The 20,644-nt window shown below is 66.5% G+C and carries 16 protein-coding genes and 1 pseudogene; 15 read left to right on the forward strand and 2 right to left on the reverse strand.

Translation table 11 applies throughout. The annotated features are described in order from the left end of the window. The first annotated feature begins 51 nt into the window (after nucleotides 1-51). The 13 genes and pseudogenes from ACHMXB_RS05935 to ACHMXB_RS05995 all read left to right on the forward strand — a co-directional run bounded on the left by ACHMXB_RS05935 (nucleotide 52) and on the right by ACHMXB_RS05995 (nucleotide 14,036). Nucleotides 52-1,027, forward strand: a pseudogene (locus ACHMXB_RS05935) (IS481 family transposase). A 138-nt stretch (nucleotides 1,028-1,165) separates the two neighbouring features. Next, nucleotides 1,166-2,725: a phage tail sheath family protein gene (locus ACHMXB_RS05940; protein WP_395403616.1), complete on the forward strand. Its 1,560-nt coding sequence runs from the start codon at nucleotides 1,166-1,168 to the stop codon at nucleotides 2,723-2,725. Nucleotides 2,726-2,750: 25 nt separating this feature from the next. Continuing rightward, complete coding sequence (locus tag ACHMXB_RS05945; protein ID WP_395403618.1) at nucleotides 2,751-3,194, forward strand: phage tail protein; 444 nt, start codon at nucleotides 2,751-2,753, stop codon at nucleotides 3,192-3,194. 170 nt (nucleotides 3,195-3,364) lie between these two features. After that, the gene (locus ACHMXB_RS05950; RefSeq protein ID WP_395403620.1) at nucleotides 3,365-3,658 is read left to right on the forward strand and encodes a hypothetical protein; all 294 of its coding nucleotides are present in this window, start codon (nucleotides 3,365-3,367) and stop codon (nucleotides 3,656-3,658) included. Beyond that, nucleotides 3,655-3,813 carry a DUF6760 family protein gene (locus ACHMXB_RS05955; RefSeq protein WP_395403622.1) on the forward strand — a complete coding sequence of 53 codons (159 nt, stop codon included), beginning with the start codon at nucleotides 3,655-3,657 and terminating at the stop codon, nucleotides 3,811-3,813. The genes ACHMXB_RS05950 and ACHMXB_RS05955 overlap by 4 nt, the downstream gene beginning before the upstream one ends. 2,067 nt (nucleotides 3,814-5,880) lie before the next feature. Next, nucleotides 5,881-6,741, forward strand: a complete 861-nt coding sequence (locus tag ACHMXB_RS05960) for a hypothetical protein (protein WP_395403624.1) — start codon at nucleotides 5,881-5,883, stop codon at nucleotides 6,739-6,741. A gap of 7 nt (nucleotides 6,742-6,748) precedes the next feature. Further along, entirely contained in the window at nucleotides 6,749-7,183 is a 435-nt protein-coding gene (locus ACHMXB_RS05965; protein WP_395403626.1) for a phage tail protein, read from the forward strand. A 14-nt stretch (nucleotides 7,184-7,197) separates the two neighbouring features. Beyond that, on the forward strand, nucleotides 7,198-8,043 hold the full coding sequence (locus tag ACHMXB_RS05970) for a peptidase M23 (RefSeq protein ID WP_395403628.1): 846 nt from the start codon (nucleotides 7,198-7,200) through the stop codon (nucleotides 8,041-8,043). After that, on the forward strand, nucleotides 8,033-9,853 hold the full coding sequence (locus ACHMXB_RS05975; protein WP_395403630.1) for a VgrG-related protein: 1,821 nt from the start codon (nucleotides 8,033-8,035) through the stop codon (nucleotides 9,851-9,853). The genes ACHMXB_RS05970 and ACHMXB_RS05975 overlap by 11 nt, the downstream gene beginning before the upstream one ends. A 38-nt stretch (nucleotides 9,854-9,891) precedes the next feature. Further along, nucleotides 9,892-10,305, forward strand: a complete 414-nt coding sequence (locus ACHMXB_RS05980) for a GPW/gp25 family protein (RefSeq protein ID WP_395403632.1) — start codon at nucleotides 9,892-9,894, stop codon at nucleotides 10,303-10,305. Next, a complete protein-coding gene (locus ACHMXB_RS05985; RefSeq protein WP_395403634.1) occupies nucleotides 10,305-12,254 on the forward strand; it encodes a putative baseplate assembly protein in 1,950 nt (649 codons plus the stop codon). Before ACHMXB_RS05980 ends, ACHMXB_RS05985 begins: the two co-directional genes overlap by 1 nt. 10 nt (nucleotides 12,255-12,264) lie before the next feature. Continuing rightward, entirely contained in the window at nucleotides 12,265-12,822 is a 558-nt protein-coding gene (locus ACHMXB_RS05990; protein ID WP_395405149.1) for a phage tail protein I, read from the forward strand. 386 nt (nucleotides 12,823-13,208) lie between these two features. Beyond that, nucleotides 13,209-14,036: a hypothetical protein gene (locus ACHMXB_RS05995; protein WP_395403636.1), complete on the forward strand. Its 828-nt coding sequence runs from the start codon at nucleotides 13,209-13,211 to the stop codon at nucleotides 14,034-14,036. A 5-nt stretch (nucleotides 14,037-14,041) separates the two neighbouring features. Here the strand turns inward: ACHMXB_RS05995 and ACHMXB_RS06000 are convergent, their stop codons facing one another. Next, the gene (locus ACHMXB_RS06000; RefSeq protein WP_395403638.1) at nucleotides 14,042-17,005 is read right to left on the reverse strand and encodes a BTAD domain-containing putative transcriptional regulator; all 2,964 of its coding nucleotides are present in this window, start codon (nucleotides 17,003-17,005) and stop codon (nucleotides 14,042-14,044) included. Between the two features lie 122 nt (nucleotides 17,006-17,127). Beyond that, nucleotides 17,128-17,748 (reverse strand): L-threonylcarbamoyladenylate synthase, encoded by a 621-nt coding sequence (locus ACHMXB_RS06005; protein WP_236803264.1) that lies wholly within the window; start codon nucleotides 17,746-17,748, stop codon nucleotides 17,128-17,130. 168 nt (nucleotides 17,749-17,916) lie between these two features. On the opposite strand from ACHMXB_RS06005, the gene ACHMXB_RS06010 reads away from it, so the two are divergent. Continuing rightward, nucleotides 17,917-19,872, forward strand: coding sequence for a DUF4118 domain-containing protein (locus ACHMXB_RS06010; RefSeq protein ID WP_395403640.1), 1,956 nt, complete (start codon nucleotides 17,917-17,919; stop codon nucleotides 19,870-19,872). Beyond that, a complete protein-coding gene (locus ACHMXB_RS06015) occupies nucleotides 19,869-20,543 on the forward strand; it encodes a response regulator (protein ID WP_395403642.1) in 675 nt (224 codons plus the stop codon). The genes ACHMXB_RS06010 and ACHMXB_RS06015 overlap by 4 nt, the downstream gene beginning before the upstream one ends. Nucleotides 20,544-20,644: the final 101 nt, after the last annotated feature.

The raw sequence follows: 20,644 nt of genomic DNA on the forward strand, positions 1-20,644 counted from the left end.
GACCTCTTAGGTTGGTGGTTACCACACACAGCCAGTGACTAAGAGGTCTTCATGCTCCACCGTAATGCCCGCCTGACCCCGACCGGTAGACGAATCCTGGTCGAACGCGTTCTAAGCGGCCGTCCGACTGCCCATGTAGCCAGGGAAATCGGCGTCTCGCGGACCTGTGCCCACCGCTGGATCAGTCGATACCGGGCCCACGGCTGGGACAGCCTTCAGGATCGCAGCTCCAGACCAAAATCATGCCCGCATGCCACTCCGATGGAAGTCGTTGCCGACGTCCTGACCCAGCGCGTGGAGCACCGCGAAGGCCCAATGGACCTGGCCTTGCGCTGCGGCACCAGCGCCCGGACGGTCTCTCGGATTCTGGCCCGTGCGGACATGCCCCGCCTGTGGGACCTGGACCCGGTGACCGGAACACGGATCCGGGCTTCCCGAGCCACTGACCGCCGCTACGAACGCGACGCACCGGGCGACATGATCCACGTCGACGTCAAGAAACCCGGGCGCATCCCCGAGGGAGGCGGCTGGCAGGCCGACCCTTCCCAGAGCCCGGCCAACCACCGCTCCTCGGGCAGAAACCTGGGCTTTGACTACGTCCACGTCGCCGTGGACGACTACACCCGCTTCGCCTACGCCGAGGTCCTGTCTGACGAGAAAGGCCCTGACCTGCGCCGGATTCCTCACACGGGCGGCAGCAGCCATGGCAGCCAACGGTGCACCACTCAAACGCGTCATGACTGACAACGCCTTCAGCTACCGGCTCTCCCGCGATTTCCAGGAGGCAATCACTGCGTTGGACGCCAAACACATCCTGATCAAGCCCCGTCACCCCTGGCAGAACGGTAAAGCAGAACGCTTCAACCGCACTCTCCAAGAAGGCTGGGCCTACGGGCAACCCTTCACGTCCAATCAAGCGCGCACGGACGCTCTGCAGCCATGGCTAAACTTCTACAACAACCACCGGCCACACAGCAGCCCCGGAACCAAACCACCGATCAGCAGGTGCAACCAACCAATTGGCTGAGTACACCTAGGCGCTGCTCCTCCATTCTGCCCCTTCGTGCACTCCACCCTTCCCGTGAGCGCATCCGCATAGCCGTACCGCCGCACCCCGTCTCCGCGTGACCCTTGAACCACGTTTTGGGTTCAACGAGGAGACGAAATGCCGAACTATCTTTCGCCGGGTGTGTATGTAAACGAGGTTGAGGCAGGCACGCGGCCCATCGAAGGCGTAGGCACCGCCGTTGCTGCGTTCGTCGGACTGGCATCCAAGGGCCCTGACAACCAGCCCACCCTGGTCTCCAACTGGACACAGTTCTCCGAGACCTTCGGGGACTTCGTCCCCGGCTCGTATCTCGCCCATGCCGTGTACGGCTACTTCCTCAACGGGGGCGGCAACTGCTACGTCGTCCGCATCGGGGGCGACGGAGCCCGCGAAGAGAAGCCGAAGCAGCAGGCTCCGAAGGCCGTGACGGCCGCCCCGACGGCCGAACTGGGAGGCTACCGTCTGACCGCCAAGTCAAACGCGGCCAACCCGAAGCCTGTCTCCGTGGAGATAGCCGACGCCGGCGGAGAGAACCCGTCAGAGGACCAGTTCAAGATTGTGATCACGGTGGAGGGCAAGCCGCCTGAGGTCTGGGACAACGTCACCACCAAGCGGGGTCCCAACAATGCGGCCACGAAGGTCAGCGCGGAATCAAAAATCGTCACCATTGAGGAAGTCGCCACCGGCGGCGCCCTGGTCAAGCCGGACAAGGGCACCATCCAGCTGGTCCAGCCCGAACCCGAACCCGAGCCACCCACCGCCGACGAACTGAACGCGGACAACTACGTCGGCGACGCCGCAGACCGCACCGGCTTCAGCGGGCTGGAGGCGGTGGACGAGGTGACCATGGTCGCCGTCCCGGACCTGATGGCTGCCTACGAGCAGGGCTCCATCGATGGTGAAACGCTCAAAGCCGTCCAGCTGGCCGCGATCGCCCACTGCGAGCTGATGGGGGACCGCGTCGCGATTATCGACCCGCCGCCCAACCTGAACGCGCAGCAGATCAAAGACTGGCGGATGGACGGCGGAGGCTTCGACTCCAAGTTCGCGGCGCTCTACTGGCCCTGGGTCAAGGTCTTCGACCCCTCCACCGGCACGAACAGGTTCGTCCCGCCCTCCGGCCACATGGCAGGCGTCTGGGCCCGCAACGACGACACCCGCGGCGTGCACAAGGCTCCCGCAAACGAGGTCGTCCGCGGCGTCACCAGCCTGCAGACCCAAATCACAAAAGCCGAGCAGGAACTGCTCAACCCCATTGGCGTCAACTGCATCCGCACCTTCCCCGGCCGCGGCATCCGCGTCTGGGGCGCACGCACCCTGTCCAGTGACGCCGAATGGCGCTACCTGAACGTCAGGCGGCTCTTCAACTACCTCGAGGAATCCATCCTCCAGGGCACCCAGTGGGCCGTCTTCGAACCGAACGACCCTGCCCTCTGGGCACGGATCAGGAGGACCATCAGCGCCTTCCTGACCAACGAATGGCGTAAGGGCGCCCTCTTTGGCGTCACCCCCGAGCAGGCGTTCTTCGTCAAATGCGACGCCGAAACCAACCCGGCGGAGGGGATCGACGCCGGCCAGGTGGTCTGCCAGATCGGCGTTGCTCCGGTGAAGCCGGCCGAGTTCGTCATCTTCCAGCTGTCCCAGTTCTCGGGCGGCACCAGCCTCGTGAGCGAATAACTTCCAGTTCAAAAGGAGCAAGACCATGGCCCTCGGCGATTTTGACAACTCATCAGCGAATGGATTCACGGTCACCATTGACGGGATCGAGGTTCCGAGGGTGATCGAGGTAAGCGGCCTCAAGACCGAGGTCGACAAGATCGAGCTGAAGCAGCAAACGAAAGACGGGAAATATGTGGTCCGCCAGCTGATCGGCCGGCCCAAGGCAGGGGAGCTGACCGTCACACGTGGTTTGACGCAAAGCAAGACCATTACTGACTGGCTCAAGACGGTCATGGAAGGCGACGTGGCGGGTGCCCGCAAGACCGCCGCCGTCGCCCTGCTCGACTACAAGGGTGAAACGCTCAAGACGTACAACTTCGTGAACTGCTGGGTAAAGAGCGTAGAGCTGAATTCGCTCAAGGCAGGCGCCACGGAACAGGCCACCGAGAGGTTCGTCATCTGCTACGACGAATCGACCATCTCATGATGCAACGGACACACGGTGTGGCTGTGTTGCTTGACTTGGAGGCTGACAGTCCCGGGCCGTCAAGGACGCCACCCGGCCAAACCGACAGACAGCCGCTCCGCACCGAGTTTAACTTTGAGCTTCCCAGGGGCTACGTTGACCAGGACGGCACCGTCCACAAGACAGGGGTCATGCGCCTGGCCACCGCCAGGGACGAACTGTTGCCGCTCTACGATGCCCGGGTCCAGGAGAACGCGGCGTACACGACAGTCGTCCTCTTGGGCAGAGTCATCACCTCGCTCGGCACGCTGGGGGCAGTCACGTCCGCCGTCGTGGAGAACATGTTCGCCTCCGACGTCGCTTTCCTCCAGGACTTCTACCGCAGGATCAACGCCGAGGGCCACACGCGGATCGCCGTGACCTGCCCAGAATGCTCTCACCGTTTCACCGCCGACCTCGCTGGTGGCCGCCTGGGGGAATCATGACGTACGCACCGGACCGGATCTATGAGGAGGTGTCCTACGTGGCCTATCACTTCCACTGGCCCCTTGACGACATCCTCGATCTGGAACACGGCCAGCGGCTCCGCTATGTCCGGGAAATTGCGGGAATCAACACCCGGCTTTCACAGGAGCGCTGAACCGTGCGGTGGCCTTGGCAACGCGAGCGCTCCGAAGCCGGGTCCGTCACGTCCGTGTCCGGGGCGGCACCACCACCGGTGGTGCCGCCGCTTCCGGTACCGCCCGCTGGCTGGGCCTTCCTGCCTCCGCTCCAGCGCACCATCGGCCCCATGGAACTGGCGCACCGCCCGGAACGCTTCGCCGGTTCCCTTTCGGCCTGGACTAACCCCTCCTTTACCGGAGCCATGAGTCATCTGGTCACGGCAGACGCGCCCCCAGGGGTGATAGACGTCGACGGCGGCGGCACGGCGACCGGGGAAGCGTACAGTTCGCAGCCGCTGGAGATGACTCTGCTCGTTCCCCCCGTCCGTTCACGCACGGGGGGCGGACCTACGACGGCGGTGCAGCGCACCACGGTGGCTACGGACGCCCCAGCCGAGGCTGCTCCGGCGGCTCCGTCTGTGCCGGCGCGGGCCGACCTGGAGGTGCCCGAGGCCGAACCCCGTCCCGCCCTGCCGGCGGAGGACGATGCTGGGCCGGCACCGGAATTGGAGGTTGGTGACGGCGGGAAGTTGGCTGGGGAACCGCCGTCCCCGTTGCCAACGGCGGCAGCGGTGCAAAGGGCTGCAGCCCCCGCCCAGGTTCCTCCTGCGCATGGCGTCCAAGTTCGGGACGGCGACACCAAAGACCCAGTGCTTCCGCTGGCGGTTGCGGAGGCGGCCAATCCCGGCGCAGAATTGGCAGCCGAAGACCGGATTGCTGACTGGGACACGCCCGCATCTGCCAACACCGGCTGGGACATCGTGCCTCCGCTCCGGCCAAGCTCTGCGGATAGCGGCTCGGACGGAAGTGCCACATACGTGTCCCTGCCTGTCCCGCCAGCCGTACAGCGCGCCGCCGAGGACAGGCCTACCGAACGGACTTCGGTCCCGGCACCGCTGCCTCCTGTGTACCCGAGCCGGCTAGGACTTGGGAGGCCCCTGTCGTTCTCGCAGCCTGAATTTACTGACATGCCCGCGCCAGCGGCTAGATTCGGTCTGGGTGCCGTCGTGCCGGTGCAGCGGACGCCCGGTCCGGCCGAGGCGGCCCCCGTACAGCGGAGGCTGGACCTAGGGGCGTCCGCCGCACATTCGGGCGGAGGCACATTTGCGGAAGCAACGGCCACCCCGGGACCCAGTCAGTCTGAAGCAGCGAAGTCGGCTGAGAGCCTGCCATCGGAATCGGGCGTCGAGGGTAGCGATGACGGTGCCGCCCTGGGCAACGGCACCGCCACAGAGGCCGACGCAAATGCCGCGAACCCAAACCGGGTTGGCGAGGAAAGCCCATGGCCCAGCGAGGCCGCCGGGAGCGAGGCATCTGGGATGCTGCAGCAGTCGCGGCCGGCGTCCGCGGAAGAGTTTTCGGCGCAGCTGATCTCGGATGCCTTGCCTCTGCCCTCGCTGTCGCCGTCAGGAGAACCCGGTTTGGAAGCGCTGCCCTTGCAGCGCTCTCATGGGGACGGCGCTGCAGACCTTCCGGTCGTAACCCGGCTGGCGTCCCATGAAGAGGCACAACACAACAGCCAGGACGGCGGCCCTTCGACGGGTGGCTCAGATACGGTCGACTCAGCGAAAAAGGAAGTTGTTGCCGCGATGCTGCAGCCCGACGAGCCGCCCGACGACTCGCCACATTCGGCGGCAAGCCTGGTGGAAACCGGGAGTATCCCTTCGTCCGCTCCTGACGAGGCGCCCGCCCTAAGCCGCCGTCTCTTTGGCGAAACCGGGTCCTCAAGGCAGTCGATGCGGAGCGGTGTACCCGCCGGAAACGCGATGCCAGTTCAAAGGTTCGAGTACGGGCAGACGGGGTCAGCCGAGTTGTCGGCCGGGACAGATCTACCGGGGCCGGGGCAGGTCGCCCCTGACAGCTCTCCGCGGGCGCCGGCCGCAGCTTCAGAACCCCCTGGCACCAGGGGCACGCCAACATCCGCGGTGCAGTCGGCCGGAACGGTTCAGCGTGCAGATCAGGCAACCGGTACCGCTTCTGCTGGGTCCGCCTTACGCGCTTCACGGCCCCTGCCCAGTGGTTTGAGGGCCGCGGTCTGGCAGCGCATGACGGCAATCCCTGCGGCCGTTGAGCAGCCTGCGGCGCAGACCGTTCCGCTGGCTCCTCCGGCGCTCACTGTCCCGGGCCATCCTGCGGGCCGCCGCGAAGATGCGACGGACGGCCCAGACGCCTACAGCGCCACGGCGGACGGCCTGGAAAGTGAGCTGGAACGGATGCCCGTTGCCTCCCACCGCGCCCCCGATACTGGCTACCAGCCCCGGGACAGCGTTCCTACTGACTTTGATCACACCGAAGTGCCGCCGCTGGGTGACTTGGGCGAAAAGCCCGGGCCAAGTGCCGCCGTCGGAAGTGTTATTCGGCAAGAACAGCCTCTGGCCGTACAGCCACTTCAGCGCACCGTGCACCTCACCGGAGCCATTCCCGCCCGCGCAAGTCACTCACCTTCGCTGCTTCATCCCCGCGGAAGCACCGGTGACGGCATGGTTGCTTCACGCACCCAGGCCCCCGTCATTCTGACGCTCGCTGCCTCGGTTCCGCGACCTGGCGGCCCGGGTCAGGCGCAGGATTACAACGACACTGTTCAGCGGCTCAGCCTGCCCGAGGCGGCGGAAGCTGCGGTGCCGCCCGTAACCGGGCAGGTAAGCGCCCCGCCTGAGTTTTCCGCTGCGTCTTCTCCCGCTGAGGCCCGCAGCCAAGCGCCTGCGGTAAGCACCGCGGCCGCCGAGGACGGAACCCCTCCGGCAACCGAGCGGTCGACGGCGAGAGCGCCCGGCCCACTGGGAGCCGCAACCCCCGACCAACTGGAGGAGTTGGCCAAACGGCTGGCAGGGCCCCTGATCCGCCGGATCAAAGCCGAGATGCTGCTGGACCGCGAGCGCCGCGGCCTGCGCACTGATTCGAATTGAGGAAACCATGCTGGAGGACGTCGCCACTGCCGTCAGCGTCCGGTACACCGTCGCCTTGGACAACGCCGACCTCGGGACCTTTTCCACATGCGAGGGCCTCGGCTGCGAAGTGGTGATGGAAACCCGGGAGGAGGGCGGCAACAACTCGTTCATCTGGCAGCTCCCCACCCGTCTCAAGTATCCGAACATCACCCTGACCCGGCCTCTGGGGAAGGACACCGAGAAGATCGCCAAGTGGTTCGCAGGCATGGCGACCGGATACACCCGCTGCACCGGCGTCATCCAGGCAATGACCGCCAACGGCACCAAAATTGCCGGGTGGGAACTCTACGACGTCGTTCCCGTCCGGTGGAAGGGTCCCTCCTTCAACCCCGACCAGCCGAAAGTCATCATGGAAACCCTGGAAATTGCCCACCACGGGTTCGTCGCGAAGCTTGGCTGACGAAGGAGCATGACGTGAGCACAGTTGCAGTCCCGGCACCAGTCAAGGGACCCGCCGGAGCCACCAGTCCGGCGGCGGCTGCCGCAACCGGAGGCTCGGCAGGACGCGGCGGAGAAAAGGCGCTTGAACTTTCTCACGCGTACCTGGAGCTCTTCGAACCTTCCATTGATGGATCACTGGACAAACCGGGTCCGCGGTTCGGTCAGATTGATTTCCAGTTCAACCCCAAAGAACTAACCATGGGCAAGTCAGCCTCCTGGGCCAGGCAAACGGCTAAGGGCAACGGAAAGGCGGGCCCGCCGCAGTACAAGGGCCCGATGCCCTCCAAGCTGTCCCTGGAGATGTTCTTTGACGCCTCCGGGAAGCAGGACGACGCGGTGGTCCAGCGTGTCAAGACGCTGTTCGACTGCTGTACACCCACCGAAGCTTCGCTGAAGCAGCACAAGGGTTCACCACCGTGGGTGATGTTCCGGTGGGGCGAACTTACCGGTTTCCATGCGTACATATCCAGTGTGCAGGTCAAATACACGCTCTTCACCGCTGCCGGGCTGCCGGTCCGGGCCACCTGTACTGTCACCCTGGAGGAAATTGCCGGACCGCCGCCCAAGCAGAACCCGAGTTCAGGCGGCGTAGTGCCACGGCGCGTCCACGTACTGGTGGAGGGGGAGAGTCTGGCGGGAATTGCCTACCGCGAATACGGCGATCCATCCCTGTGGCGGGCGGTCGCAGCGGCGAACGGGATCGACAATCCGATGCACCTCCGCCCCGGCAGTTCAGTGCTGCTGCCAGCCGTGGATGAGTTAACGTCCGGGACGCCGGCGAACAGCGGCCGGATGCGGGAGGTGGTCCGTGGCGCATAGCGAGGAGTTCAGCAACATGCTGCTGGTGGAGGTGGCCGGCAGGCCGCTTCCGCCGGAGATTGCCGCACGGCTTGTGGCCGGTTACGTCGATGACAGCAGCAACGTCCCGGACCTCTTCCTGCTACGGTTCACCGATGAATTTTCGACCGTACTGGAGAAGGGCGGCTTCAGCATCGGTGCACCCGTGAAACTGTCCGTACAGCAGAGCGGCCCTGGTGGTCCTGTACCGCTGCTGGACGGTGAAGTCACTGCACTGGAGACCGAGATGGACCACGAAGGCCTCCACACGATCGTCCGTGGCCTGGACCACTCCCACCGGCTGTTCCGGGGGCGGCGCGTTGAAGCGTACCTGCAGAGCACCGCCGCAGACATCGTCCGGCGGGTGGCCCAGCGCGCGGGAATCAAGGCGGGCACGATCGCCGGGAAGGGCCCTGTCCTGCAACACGTGGCACAGGACGGCATCAGCGACTGGGACTTCCTGCATCGGCTCGCCGTCGAATCCGGGGTAGTGCTTTCCGTGTCGGGCGGTGAACTGCACTTCACGGCGTCGACGGACTCGGGCACGGCGCCGGCCGGTACGGGTGGCGCAAAGGAAGATCCGCTGGTCCTTGAGCGGGGCATGAACCTGGTGGCACTGCGCGGTACAGTCACCTCCGCGGACCAGGTACCGGATGTGGAGGTGCGCGGCTGGGATGTCGCCGCAAAGAAGGCCATCGTGGCCGTTGCACAGGCCCAGACGCGCAGTGCCAAACTGCCGGAGGTGGACCCGGCCGCCCTCGCGAAGAAGTTCGGAAGCCCGCGGTACGTTGCTCCTCCCACGGCCTTTGAGCAGGCGGCACAGTGCGACGCTGCCGCAGCCTCCATCGCCTCACGCCTCGGCGGCGCCTTTGCGGAACTGGAAGGCCTCGCCCGCGGCAACCCCAAGCTGCGGGCAGGCACAGCCGTTGTGCTCAAGGGGGCCGGCAAGCCCTTCGACGGCCAATACACGCTCAGCTCATCGCGCCACGAGTTTAGCCCCGATACCGGCTACCTCACAACCTTTACCGTCAGCCACGAATCCGAGCGCTCTCTCTACGGGGTAGCCGCCGGCGGAAACAGCCGCGGGGCCGTGCCGGCAGTGGTCAATGCCGTCGTTACGGCGGCAAAGGACCCTGAGAACCGAGGCAGGGTCAAGGTGAAGTTCCCGGTGCTGTCCGACAACTACGAAAGCTGGTGGGCGCGCACTGTCCAGGCCGGGGCGGGGGCCAGCCGGGGCGCCGTCGTCCTCCCTGAAGTGGGGGACGAGGTTCTGGTGGCCTTCGGCCACGGCAGCTTCCAGCAGCCGTTCGTGCTCGGCGGCCTGTACAACGGCCAGGACCAGCCGGACAAACCCTGGGCAGACCACGTGGGCTCGACTGACGGCGCGGTTACCCGGCGTGCCTTCGTCTCGCGCACGGGAATGCTCGTCGAGTTCCTCGAGACCCCCGACGGCGAACAGGTCACGGTGAGTACGAGCGGCGGCAAGCAGAAGATCTCACTCGTCCAGAAACCAGATGCGGCAATCGAGATCCTCTCGGAAGGGCCGGTAAACGTCACAGCCAGGAAGGACGTTGCCGTAACGACGTCGACGGGCCAAGTGACCATCAAAGGCAAGAAAGTGTCGGTGGAAGCCCTCTCGGAACTGGAGCTGAAGGGCGCGACGGTGAAGATCTCCGGCAGTGCATCCGCCGAACTGAAAGCTCCGGGCGTCAAGGTGGCGGGGGACGCGACTGCGGAACTTTCGGGCGGGGCAACTACCACGGTCAAGGGCGGTCTGGTCCGCATCAACTGAGTACGGCCAAGGCGCGAACAACGACGGGAGGCAGCGAGGTGGGGCAAGAGTTCATAGGTGCCGGGTGGGCGTTTCCGCTGAGGGCGGACCGGACGGGCAGCATTGCCCTGGTCCGTGATCAGCGCGAAATCGAGGAGAGTATCCACGTCATCCTGGCAACGTCCCCAGGAGAGCGGCCCATGCGGCCGGAGTTCGGCTGCTCTGTCCACGACTACGTCTTCGCGCCCGCGAACGCGGCAACGGCCGGGGACATCGCCTATGCGGTGCGCGTGGCCTTGGACCGCTGGGAGCCCCGGATCACCCTGGAAAATGTAGCCGTCAACTTCGACGGCGTGGATACCGGCCTGCTCCTCATCAACGTGCAGTACACAATCAGGGGCACCAACGATCCCCGCAACCTCGTCTTCCCCTTCTATGTCATTCCGCGCAACGGCGAGGAGGCCGCTTCATAATGCTCCCTTCACCCAACCTTGATGATCGCCGCTTCCAGGACCTGGTGGATGATGCTAAACGCCTGGTGGCCCACTATTGCCCCGAGTGGACTGACCACAACGTCTCGGACCCGGGCGTGACGCTCATCGAAACCTTCGCCTTCATGGTGGACGAGCTGTTTTACCGGCTGAACCGGGTGCCCGACCGCCTGTACGTCGCATTCCTGGAACTGCTCGGCGTCACACTCCATCCACCCACCGCCGCCTCTGTGGAGCTCCTGATGAGGCTGTCTGCGCCGCAGCCCGACGCCGTCGTCATTCCGAAAGGGACTGAGGCCTCGACCCGGCGCACCGAGGAAGAGGAAGCAGTCGTTTTCGCCACGACCCGCGAGCTGACCGTGCCGCCGCGCAGTCTGGCCCATGTTCTGACGCAAGCGGACGGCGCAGCGGCGGTGCCCCGGACTGAGGCGCTGCATGGAGACGGCAGCTTCGCCTGCTTCGGTACGCCGCCGGTGCCCGGAGACGCGCTGCTGTTGGGCTTGAACGATGCCGCGCCTTCATGTGCGGTTGTGCTGCGGTTTGAGTGCGAGGTCAGGGGCGTGGGCGTCAACCCGAACAACCCGCCACTGGTCTGGGAGGCCTGGGACGGCGACTCATGGGTGTCGTGTGATCTGGACAGCGACGGAACTGGCGGCCTGAACCGGGCCGGCGACGTGGTGATTCATTTGCCCCACCGCCATGCGGCATCTGTTCAGGGAAGCACCCGGGCAGGATGGCTGAGGTGCCGTGTTGTGGAGCCGCTTCCCGGCTATCCGTCCTACAGTGCTTCCCCTACTGTTCATTCCGCCGGCGCGTTTACCATTGGCGGCTCCGTTCCCGCTGTCCACGCCGAGGCAATTTACGACGAGGTGGTCGGGATGTCTGAAGGCGTTCCGGGGCAGTCCTTCGAACTGGGCCGGCATCCCGTGCTGCCCGGCGGTGACGACTTCATTGTTGAGGTCGCCGCCGGGTCCGGCTGGGAGGCGTGGACCGAAGTCGACTCCTTTGCCGGATCCGATCCGGGCGACCGGGTGGTGGTGCTCGACCGGACATCAGGGGTGGTGCATTTCCCACCGGCGGTGCGGGAGCCGGACGGTTCCCTCCGCGGCTACGGTGCCGTGCCGCCGGCCGGAAGCCCAATTCGTATTCCGCGGTACAGCACGGGCGGCGGGCCACGGGGGAATGTTGCCGCACGGGCGCTCTCCGTGCTGCGCTCCTCCATCCCCTTCATCAACAGCGTGGAAAACCGCCGCGGCGCCCATGGAGGCGTCGCAGGTGAAACCATCGAGCAGGCAAAGGAACGCGGGCCCCTCGCGCTGCGGACCCGGGACCGGGCCATCACCGCCGAGGACTACGAACAGCTCGCAAGGCGTGCCGCCCCGGACATCGCCCGGGTCCGGTGCATTCCGGCCAATGGCCCCGAGGAGGCCGGCGGCGTAAGGATCCTCGTGGTCCCTGCGGCGGTTCCGGACAAGGACCACCGGCTGACCTTCCGTGATCTCGTGCCTGATGCCGAGACACTTGCCAAGGTCGCCGCGTACCTGGACGAACGGCGTCCCGTTGGGGCGCGGCTGATGGTCGAACCGCCGTTCTACCGCGGTGTCACCGTTGTGGCTCAGCTGACCGCCCGTCCGCGGGTCTCCTCGGAACGCTTGCGTGCGGACGCCCTGCGGGCGCTTTACAGCTACTTCGACCCGATCCGGGGAGGACCCGACGGCGAAGGCTGGCCGTTCGGCCGACCTGTCCATGCCGGTGAAGTGCATGCTGTCCTCCAAAGCCTGTCCGGCACGGAGATCGTCGACGAGGTATACGTCTTTGCCGCTGATCCCCTGACAGGGAAGCGGGGGGAGCCGCAACAGCGCATCGAGGTCAACCGGAATGCCCTGGTCTTTTCGTTTGATCACCGGGTCCGCGTTTCGGAAGGAGCCTAAATTGCGCGGCATGGTCCAGGGGCTGGGTAGTGCGGTGCCGCTGGCGAGCCGTCTTCCGGCGGTCCTGCAGGAAGACGCCTTCCTGCAGCGGTTCCTGCTGGCCTTCGACGACGCGCTTGCCCCGGTGTTCACCACGCTGGACGGGTTGGCGAGCTACCTGGATCCGCGCCTGGCGCCCGAGGATTTCCTGGACTGGCTTGCCGACTGGGTGGGGGTGAGGGTCCACGATTCCTGGTCCACCGCCCAGCGGCGGGACGTCATCGCCCATGCAGCAGAAATCCATCGGCGCCGTGGAACGGTCCCGGGTTTGGCGGATGCCGTCCGGCTGGCCGTCGGCGGAGTACGCGACGTCGTCATCGAGGACAACGGCGGTGCAGGCTGGTCGCAGACGCCCGGGGCAGACCTGCCGGGCCAGGCCGCAGCGAAGCTGCACGTAAAGGTTTACGCCGACGCCGCCAAGGACGTCAGCGTGCCCCGGCTGGAGCGCATCATCAGTTCTGTGAAGCCAGCCCACGTTCCCCACACCGTTGAAGTGCTTTCATCGGCCGGTTCCTCCGAGGCCGACTAGGAGGGGCAGTGTTGATCTGTGGCGAATGCAGTGCGCACAACGCGGACGGGGAGAGTTTCTGCGGTTCTTGTGGAGCTTTCCTCGGCTGGCAGTCACAGGGGGAAGACGGCGGCAAGAAACTGTCCACCGCTGTCCCGCCGCGGGGGCCCCAGACTTCTCCGCAAACGGTGACGCTGCCTCAGATTCCTGTCCCTTCGGGTGGTGTGAAGAACGATCATTCACATGACTCGGCAGGCGGAAGAAGGCGAGCCGCGAGCAGCGGCCCGCATGAGGTGGGCGGCGCCGACCGGCCCGCCCATGGAGACGCCGTCGACGGGCAGCGAACCGCCTCCATCGGAGCTGCAACAACCGAGCCCGTGCCAACGATTGACGAGGAGCCTGCCCCCGTGCAGCCGGGCGAGCTGATCGGCAATGCCCCACCTAAACGTCGCAGGTTTGAGGGGACTTCCCCTGACGCTGGCCCGCTGATCTGCGCCTCATGCGGTACAGGAAATATGGCAGACAGAAATTTCTGCCGGCGGTGCGCTGCCAGCCTGCGGGCCCCGGAACCTGAGGTGGAGCCCGATCAAAGGTTGTCGTGGTGGGTCAGGCTGTTTGGCCGGTCAGGCCAAAAGGCGCTGCCAGCGGGCACTCGGCCACTATGGAAGTCGCGGCGTTTCCCGGTCCGGTTCGTAGCTATCCTCGCAGTCGTCGGGCTGGCCGGCGGCGTGGCGGGCGCCAACAAGGACGCGATCAACGGCGCCCCGCAGAGGATCCTTGATGAATTTTTCAATCATGATCTAGACCCGCTCACTACCGTGGCGTCCGGGAAGATCAACGACGATCGACGACCGGAACTCGCGACGGACCGCTTTGTGGATACCTCCTGGGCAGTGCCGCTCGAGAAAGGCAAAGACGCGAACTTCCTCGAGGCCAAGTTCGAAAAGGACATTCGCCTCGTGTATGTGTTCATCACCGGTCAGCCGTCAAAATACGCACCCCCACCGGGGGAAAAGCAGCCGTCGAAAATCCTGTTATCTGTGCACCACAGGGGTGCCGAGGCCGGGTTGTATCAAGAGATTTACCCCGAAATCGACGTGCCGGCTGACATGCATAGGCATGGCTATTATGTCGGCGCGGACAACGTGGAGTCGGTCCGGCTGACCATCGTCCAGCCGACAACAGGCACAGCTAAATACGTGTCCATTGCAGGTGTCCAGTTCACCGGCCGGTAGTGCTCTCATTTGCCAGACCGGCGTTGAGGGTCTGAAGGCACTCCCAACGCTTTCAGAATGCCCTGGTAACGGCGCTCAGCACGCTCGGCGGCAGCCAGGTCACCGGAAGAACGATAGATGCCAATCAGCGTTCGCCAGGAGTCGTCCCGCCAGGGGTCGATCTCGACGCTTCGCGCTGCGGCGGCAGCCGCATCGGCGGCGTTGCCGAGTGCGAGCTCGAGACCCGCAAGTGTGGCTGCGGCCTCCGCAGCCCGCAGCCTGTACCTTTCGCGTGTGTCGGACAGCCACTCCGCTGGACCATCTTCCGGCAGGACCTCGCCGGCGTAGAGGTCGAGGGCGTGGTGCAGAATCGCGGCGGCCGCCTCCGAATCATGCGCAGACCGCGCCAATGCGGCGTCGCGTACTGCCCGGTCAAACTCCAGCAGGTCGACTCTGGATCGTTCATCGAGAACCAGCGCATAGGCCTCGCCGCGGCGCACCAGGAGCCGGCAGTCCCCTGCCAGCCCGGGAGGCTGCAGGGCGCGACGAAGAGCCGATACGCTGACCTGAAGATTGTGTAACGCAGAGGAGGCGTCCAGGTCCGCCCACAGCGCTTCGGCGAGGCGGTCGCGATGGACGGACCGTCCGGCATGCAGCGAGAGAATCCTGAGGACAGTGCGTGCCTGCGGCCGCACGCGCGACAGGTCGATGTCGACGCCGTTGGCGCGGAGTGAGAATTCCCCGAAGCAGCGGACATCAAGAGACGGCGGCGGGGCAGGGCCGGAACCAGATGTGGCCAGGCCCCCACTCAGCGGCACTGGCTGCTGCGCGGACGCGGTCGGAGCAACTCCCGTCCCGGGGTTCATGGCTATCCAGGTCCACGGTCGGCACACTAGACCCGCGGATTTGGCCGTTTCGGCGGCCGCCTCCATCAGATCCGGGGCTTGGTCCGGCCTGAGCTGCGCCAGGGCTGCGTAGGCAACGGCACGGGCGCCTGGCACGCCCGCGGTACGGGCAAAGGCCTCCGCCGCCGATGCCTCCTCGACGGCCTCGGGCAGATCGTGTGCCGCAGCGACAAGGGCGCGCGCCGAGAGTGTCCACGCCTCGAGTGCGCTCGCCTCTAGCTTGCGGAACTTTTCCGCGAGGGCGTCAAGGGCCGAATAGTCCGGCCTCCCCGTGCGCAGACGCCCAAGAGCAGCTGCAGTGGCAATCAGTGCGGCGCCCCAGTCGTCCCTGTCTTGCTCGCACTTCTCGATGGCTAACTGAACTGCCAGCTGACCGCCTGCGTTCCCCGTCTGGCCGGACAGGACTCCCCGCGCAACGCGGGCGAGCCAGCTGAACCCTAGCCGCTCTGCCCTCCGCTGAACCGAATCTATCTCTTCAGACCGCACGTCTACCCCCGGCGTCGGGTATTCTTCGGCAAAAACAGCCAGGGCCAGTTGGGCGCAAAGGGCCGCAGGCGTCTCATCGTCCGGCTGTTCGGCGCAGCGACGCAGGAACGGCAGGGCACCGCGTTGGTCGCCGGCGATGAGCAGCGCTAGGCCGCGGGCCAGCGTGTCCTCGGCGCCGTTGTGTTTGGTCGTAGACCGTGCCGCCGAGCCTGGGCTTCCATGTAGAGCCGCACGAAGGATGCTGACCGGTCCGCATGCTGGGCCCTGCTGCTCGCCCGTCCACTCGGCGGCAGCCTGCTGAAGGCGAGCCGCCACCTCGTACCAGGGTTGGACAGCTGAGTCTTGCTGGATTGCCGCCGCTGCCAGGCGCGCCTCCCCGGGGTATCCGTCGTCCAGAAGCTGCCGCGCTTTGGCCAAAGCAAAAAGGGCGTCGTTCCGGACGATCGACTCGGGAGTACGCGTTACCCACCCGCACGTGCCTGCCCGGAAGGCATGGCGGCCTGCCCGTTCCATCGTTGAGCGCACGTCGTCCCAGTCCCCGCATTCGGCAAGTACCTGCAGCGCTGCGCCGTAGGCCCCCTCCTGCTCAAGGAGCGTGGCGGTGCGGTGCCGGATATCCTCCGGCGCGGCGGATTCGTCGTCGCGCAGGGTCGAGACCAGGTGTCGTCTTACTACTTCCGGCAGCCTTAACGCCGTTCCGCCGTCGTCGCTCGCGACGATCCCAAGCTGTTCCGCCTCGTGGAGAAGACGGCCGCTGTCGGGGACGCCGAGCAGGGCGTTGCACCGCGACGGCGTCAGGCGTTCCAGCATGCACGTATGCCTCAGCAGCCGTTCCAGCTCCGGTGGGACATCCGCAAAGTAGTGGCGCCGCAGATAGTCATGCGCGTATCGCGGGACGGGATCGAGTGACTCCGCTGCGCGTCGACGTTCAACAGTGGAGCGGCTCTTGGTGGCCACATGGAAAAGATGGAGCGCGGCTGCCCAGCCGTCGGTTCGCTGCGTGAGGCTGTAGACACCGGCACTGCTCAAGGGCTGCTTATACGTGGTCCGGAAAAGCTGTTCGACTTCCGGTGCCCTGAAGCGCAGATCGTCCCATTCCACTTTTACGAACAAGGGGAGTTCGGACCGGGCAAGATTGAATGACGGGGGGCGCCTGCTGCCCAGGAGGAAGTGAACCTGGGGGCAGCCTAACGACAGCAACTGCTCCAATTCTGCCTCGGCACAGGTGCCGGCAACCAGATGCCAGTCGTCCACGACGAAGCACAGCGAAATCGTCAGCGCGTGGGCCATAGCCGCGAGTTCCGGAAAAGACCGGGCACGTTCTCTTTTTGCGGCAGCAGCCACGGCTGCGGCAAATCTGGCCAGCATGCGCCCGGGTTGCGCGTCGGGCGGGCCTGACCGGTGCCAGGCCACCGATTCGAAATTGTGGGCCGCGGCCCAGTGCGTGAGAAGCGTCGTTTTTCCCGCGCCCGGCGGAGCGACCACGAGTCCGAGGCGCGCCGCGCCAGAAGAACCCTGCAGCGCATGGATCAGCCTGGGACGCACCAGCCCAGTCACGGGTGGTGCAGGGGTGAAGAGTCCCCGCGGCGTCATTGCCATGCTGTCCTGCTTCCACAGAAGGTCACGCCCCCCAGCGTGGACTTTAGTGTAGAGCGTCGCCGACGAGGCGAACCAGTATTACTCGGCTTAATAAATGCGTGGCGGCCCTACTCGAAACCGCCCTATTCAAACCTGGAAGGGTCGCCGGTCCCGCGGCGCACCACCTCGGCGGTGCCGCCGGAGAAGTCGACGACGGTGGTCGGCTCGGCGCCGGTGTCGCCGGACTCAATGACAGCGTCCACCACGTGGTCCAGCCGCTCCTTGATCTCCCAGCCCTGGGTCAGCGGGTCCTCCTCGTCCGGCAGCAGCAGCGTGCTGGACAGCAGCGGTTCGCCGAGCTCGGCCAGCAGCGCCTGCACGAAGTTGTGCCGCGGGATCCGCACCCCCACCGTCTTCTTCTTGGGGTGCAGCAACCGGCGCGGAACTTCCTTGGTGGCCGGCAGGATGAACGTGTAGCTGCCCGGCGTGACGGACTTGATGCTGCGGAACACGTCGTTGCCGATGTTGACGAACTGGCCCAGCTGGGCGAAGTCTCGGCAGACCAGCGTGAAGTGGTGCTTGTCGTCCAGCTGGCGGATGGAACGGATCCGGTCCAGAGCCTCCTTGTTCCCCAGCTGGGCGCCGAGGGCGTAGCAGGAGTCGGTGGGGTAGGCGATCAGCCCGCCCGATCGCAGGAGCTGCACGATCTGGGAGATCGCGCGGGGCTGGGGGTCCTCGGGGTGGACATCAAAGAATTTCGCCATGCGCTGAGCCTACGGCCCGGCGTCCATCGGCGCACGCAACACGCAGCGCACCGTGCAGGTTCGCGCCCGGCGTCCAAGCAATGCTCACCCCACGTGCACCTCCAGCACGCGGGCCGCACCCCACCGCGCGTGCCGCCCGGGCCGGCGGACTGGTGGAAGAATGGCGTCATGGCAGGGGAACGGATCGTCATTGGCTTGTCGGGAGGCCTTGAGGGGGAGACCCTGATCCGCCGTGCCGTCAAGGTCCTGGACGGCGCCGGCGGCGGTGCCCTGCTGGCCGTGCACATCCGTTCCGCGGAGGGTGCGTCGGGGGAATCCACCAGCGCCCTCGAGTCCCAGCGCCGCCTGGTGGTGGAGCTGGGCGGCAGCTACCACACCGTCGCCGCCGATGACCCTGTCGAAGCGCTCCTGGGGTTCGCATCCCATGTGGGCGCAACCCGGCTGGTCATCGGCCAGTCGCGCGCGCACCCGGTGTCCCGGCTCCTTTCCGGCGGCACGGAGACGCGGATCATCCGCCGTGCCGACGACCTCGACGTGCAGGTGGTGCCGCATCCTTTGGCCGGACGCGGCACGGGCCGCCGGCGGCAGCGGGACCTCGGCCGCGTGCGCGTCGCCGTCGGCTTCGTGCTGGCGGCCGCCGTCCCCATCCTGATGCAGCTCGCGCTCGCGGTCATCGAGCACAGCGTGGCCACCGCCGTCCTGGTCCAGCTCGCCGGAGCCGTGGCCGTGGCGCTCGTGGGCGGCCTCTGGCCTGCCGTCGCCGGTGCGCTCTGGAGCAGTCTGCTGGTCAACTACTTTTCGACGCCGCCACTCGGTGATCTGGCCATCGGTGACCCGCAGGACCTGCTTTCCCTCGGCGTGTTCGTGGGCGTCTCGGTGGCCGTGGCCGGGGTGGTGGACAGGTCCGCACGCCGTTCCAAGGAGGCCGCCCGGGCGCGCGCCGAGGCGGCCACGCTCGGCGAGCTCGCCCGCGGCGCCACCCGCGCCGAGGATACCGTGGGCAGCCTTCTCGAACAGGCGCTGGACGTCTTCGGGGTCCGCGGCGCCGCACTCTTTAGCGGGGCCGCCTTCGACCCCGCGTCCGGCGCTGGCCCCGGCGCGCGGCTGCTCGCGGGTGCGGGCGAGCTGACGGAGCACGAACGGGAAGGCACGGATTTCGCCGGGCACACCGTGGAACCGGTCGACGACGGCACCTGGCTGGTGCTGTTCGGCAGGACCGTGCCGGCTGCCGACAGCAGCCTGCTCGGCGCCTTCGCCGCGCACGTGCTGGCCCAGCTGGAGCGCCAGCAGCTGGCCGCCAGCCGCCTCGAGGTGCTGCGGCTGGCCGAGGGAAACACCATGCGCACCGCCATCCTGCGTGCCGTCTCGCACGACCTCCGCACGCCGCTCGCCGGGATCAAGCTCGCCGTCGGCGGTCTCCTGCAGACGGCCGTCACGTATCCCCCCGAGGAGATACAGGAGCTGTTGGAAACCATCGACGAATGCTCGGACCGGCTGGACGCCCTGGTGGGCAACCTCCTCGACATGTCCAGGATCACTGCCGACTCGGTCCGTCCCCTGCTGAAGCCCGTTCGGTGGCTCGATGTTGTGCCGCCCGCGCTGCGTGGCCTTCCGGCGGGGAGCGTGCGGGTGGAACTGCCGCCGAACCTTCCCGCCGTCGACGCCGACGCAGTCCTGCTGGAGCGCGTCATCGCCAACATCGCGGAAAACGCGGTCAAGTACGCCCCGGCTTCGGACGTAAAGGTGACGGCGGCGGCCGGTGGCCTCAGTGGCACCGTCCTCAACGGCCACCCGGCGGGTGAACTCCGGATCATCGACCACGGTCGCGGTGTGCAAGGCCGGGACGTGCCCGCTATGTTCCGGCCGTTCCAGCGCCTGGACGACGTGTCCCAGTCCACCGGCGTAGGCCTCGGACTGGCCGTCGCAAGGGGGTTCGTCTCGGCCATGGGCGGCAGCCTGGCGGCTGAGGAGACGCCCGGCGGGGGACTCACCATGGTCATCCGGCTTCCGCTGTCAACGGGGCATGACTCAACCGGGGCCGACGCCGGGACATCCGCCGTCGTTCCCGGCGTTTCAGTTCCGCGCGTGTCACCTGCCGTATCTCCACAGGAGACTGCCCAGTGACGGGCGTCCTCGTTGTGGATGACGACCAGCATCTGCTGAAGGCGTTGCGGATCACGCTGCAGGCGCACGGCTACACCGTGGAGACGGCCGCGGACGGCGAGGCCGCGCTGATGTCTGCCACCCGCAACCCGCCCGGGCTCGTTGTCCTGGACCTTGGACTGCCGGACATGGACGGCGCAGCGGTCCTCAGGGAGCTCCGCCGCTGGAGCTCCGCCCCGGTCCTGGTGCTCTCGGCCCGGCACGGCTCATCGGACAAAGTGGACGCCCTCGACGCCGGCGCGGACGATTACATCACCAAGCCCTTCGGGCTGGAGGAACTTTTGGCCCGGCTCCGCGCGCTCCTGCGCCGCGCGCCGGAAGCCGCCGAGCCGTCCACCGTGGACACCGCGGAGTTCAGCGTGGACCTGGGGCGGCGGATGGTCACCCGGAACGGTGAGCCCGTCCGGCTCACTCCCACTGAGTGGAGCATCCTTGAACTCCTGGTGCGGAGCCCGGGCAAGCTCATCACCCAGCAGCAGATCCTGGCAACCGTCTGGGGGCCGGCCTATGAGAAGGAAGCCAACTACCTGCGGGTGTACATGGCCCAGCTCCGGCGCAAGCTGGAGGCGGACACCGGCAACCCGCGCCATCTGCTGACGGAGGCCGGCATCGGCTACCGCTTCCGGCCCTGACCTGCCCTTATGGACATCGGGTGAACTTCCGTGAACCCCCTATGAAGGGAAGCCGGATTCGGGCAACATGTGTAGAGCCGGGCGCCGCACACACCGGGCGC

Source organism: Arthrobacter sp. UC242_113, from assembly GCF_044054585.1.
In the GTDB taxonomy this organism is placed as follows: Bacteria; Actinomycetota; Actinomycetes; order Actinomycetales; family Micrococcaceae; genus Arthrobacter.

Bases quoted from the DNA above. Each gene is read 5' to 3' on its own strand.
- ACHMXB_RS05940 (WP_395403616.1), top strand. From the start codon at position 1,166: ATGCCGAACTATCTTTCGCCGGGTGTGTATGTAAACGAGGTTGAGGCA.
- ACHMXB_RS05945 (WP_395403618.1), top strand. From the start codon at position 2,751: ATGGCCCTCGGCGATTTTGACAACTCATCAGCGAATGGATTCACGGTC.
- ACHMXB_RS05950 (WP_395403620.1), top strand. From the start codon at position 3,365: ATGCGCCTGGCCACCGCCAGGGACGAACTGTTGCCGCTCTACGATGCC.
- ACHMXB_RS05955 (WP_395403622.1), top strand. From the start codon at position 3,655: ATGACGTACGCACCGGACCGGATCTATGAGGAGGTGTCCTACGTGGCC.
- ACHMXB_RS05960 (WP_395403624.1), top strand. From the start codon at position 5,881: ATGACGGCAATCCCTGCGGCCGTTGAGCAGCCTGCGGCGCAGACCGTT.
- ACHMXB_RS05965 (WP_395403626.1), top strand. From the start codon at position 6,749: ATGCTGGAGGACGTCGCCACTGCCGTCAGCGTCCGGTACACCGTCGCC.
- ACHMXB_RS05985 (WP_395403634.1), top strand. From the start codon at position 10,305: ATGCTCCCTTCACCCAACCTTGATGATCGCCGCTTCCAGGACCTGGTG.
- ACHMXB_RS05990 (WP_395405149.1), top strand. From the start codon at position 12,265: ATGGTCCAGGGGCTGGGTAGTGCGGTGCCGCTGGCGAGCCGTCTTCCG.
- ACHMXB_RS06000 (WP_395403638.1), bottom strand. From the start codon at position 17,005: ATGGCAATGACGCCGCGGGGACTCTTCACCCCTGCACCACCCGTGACT.
- ACHMXB_RS06005 (WP_236803264.1), bottom strand. From the start codon at position 17,748: ATGGCGAAATTCTTTGATGTCCACCCCGAGGACCCCCAGCCCCGCGCG.
- ACHMXB_RS06010 (WP_395403640.1), top strand. From the start codon at position 17,917: ATGGCAGGGGAACGGATCGTCATTGGCTTGTCGGGAGGCCTTGAGGGG.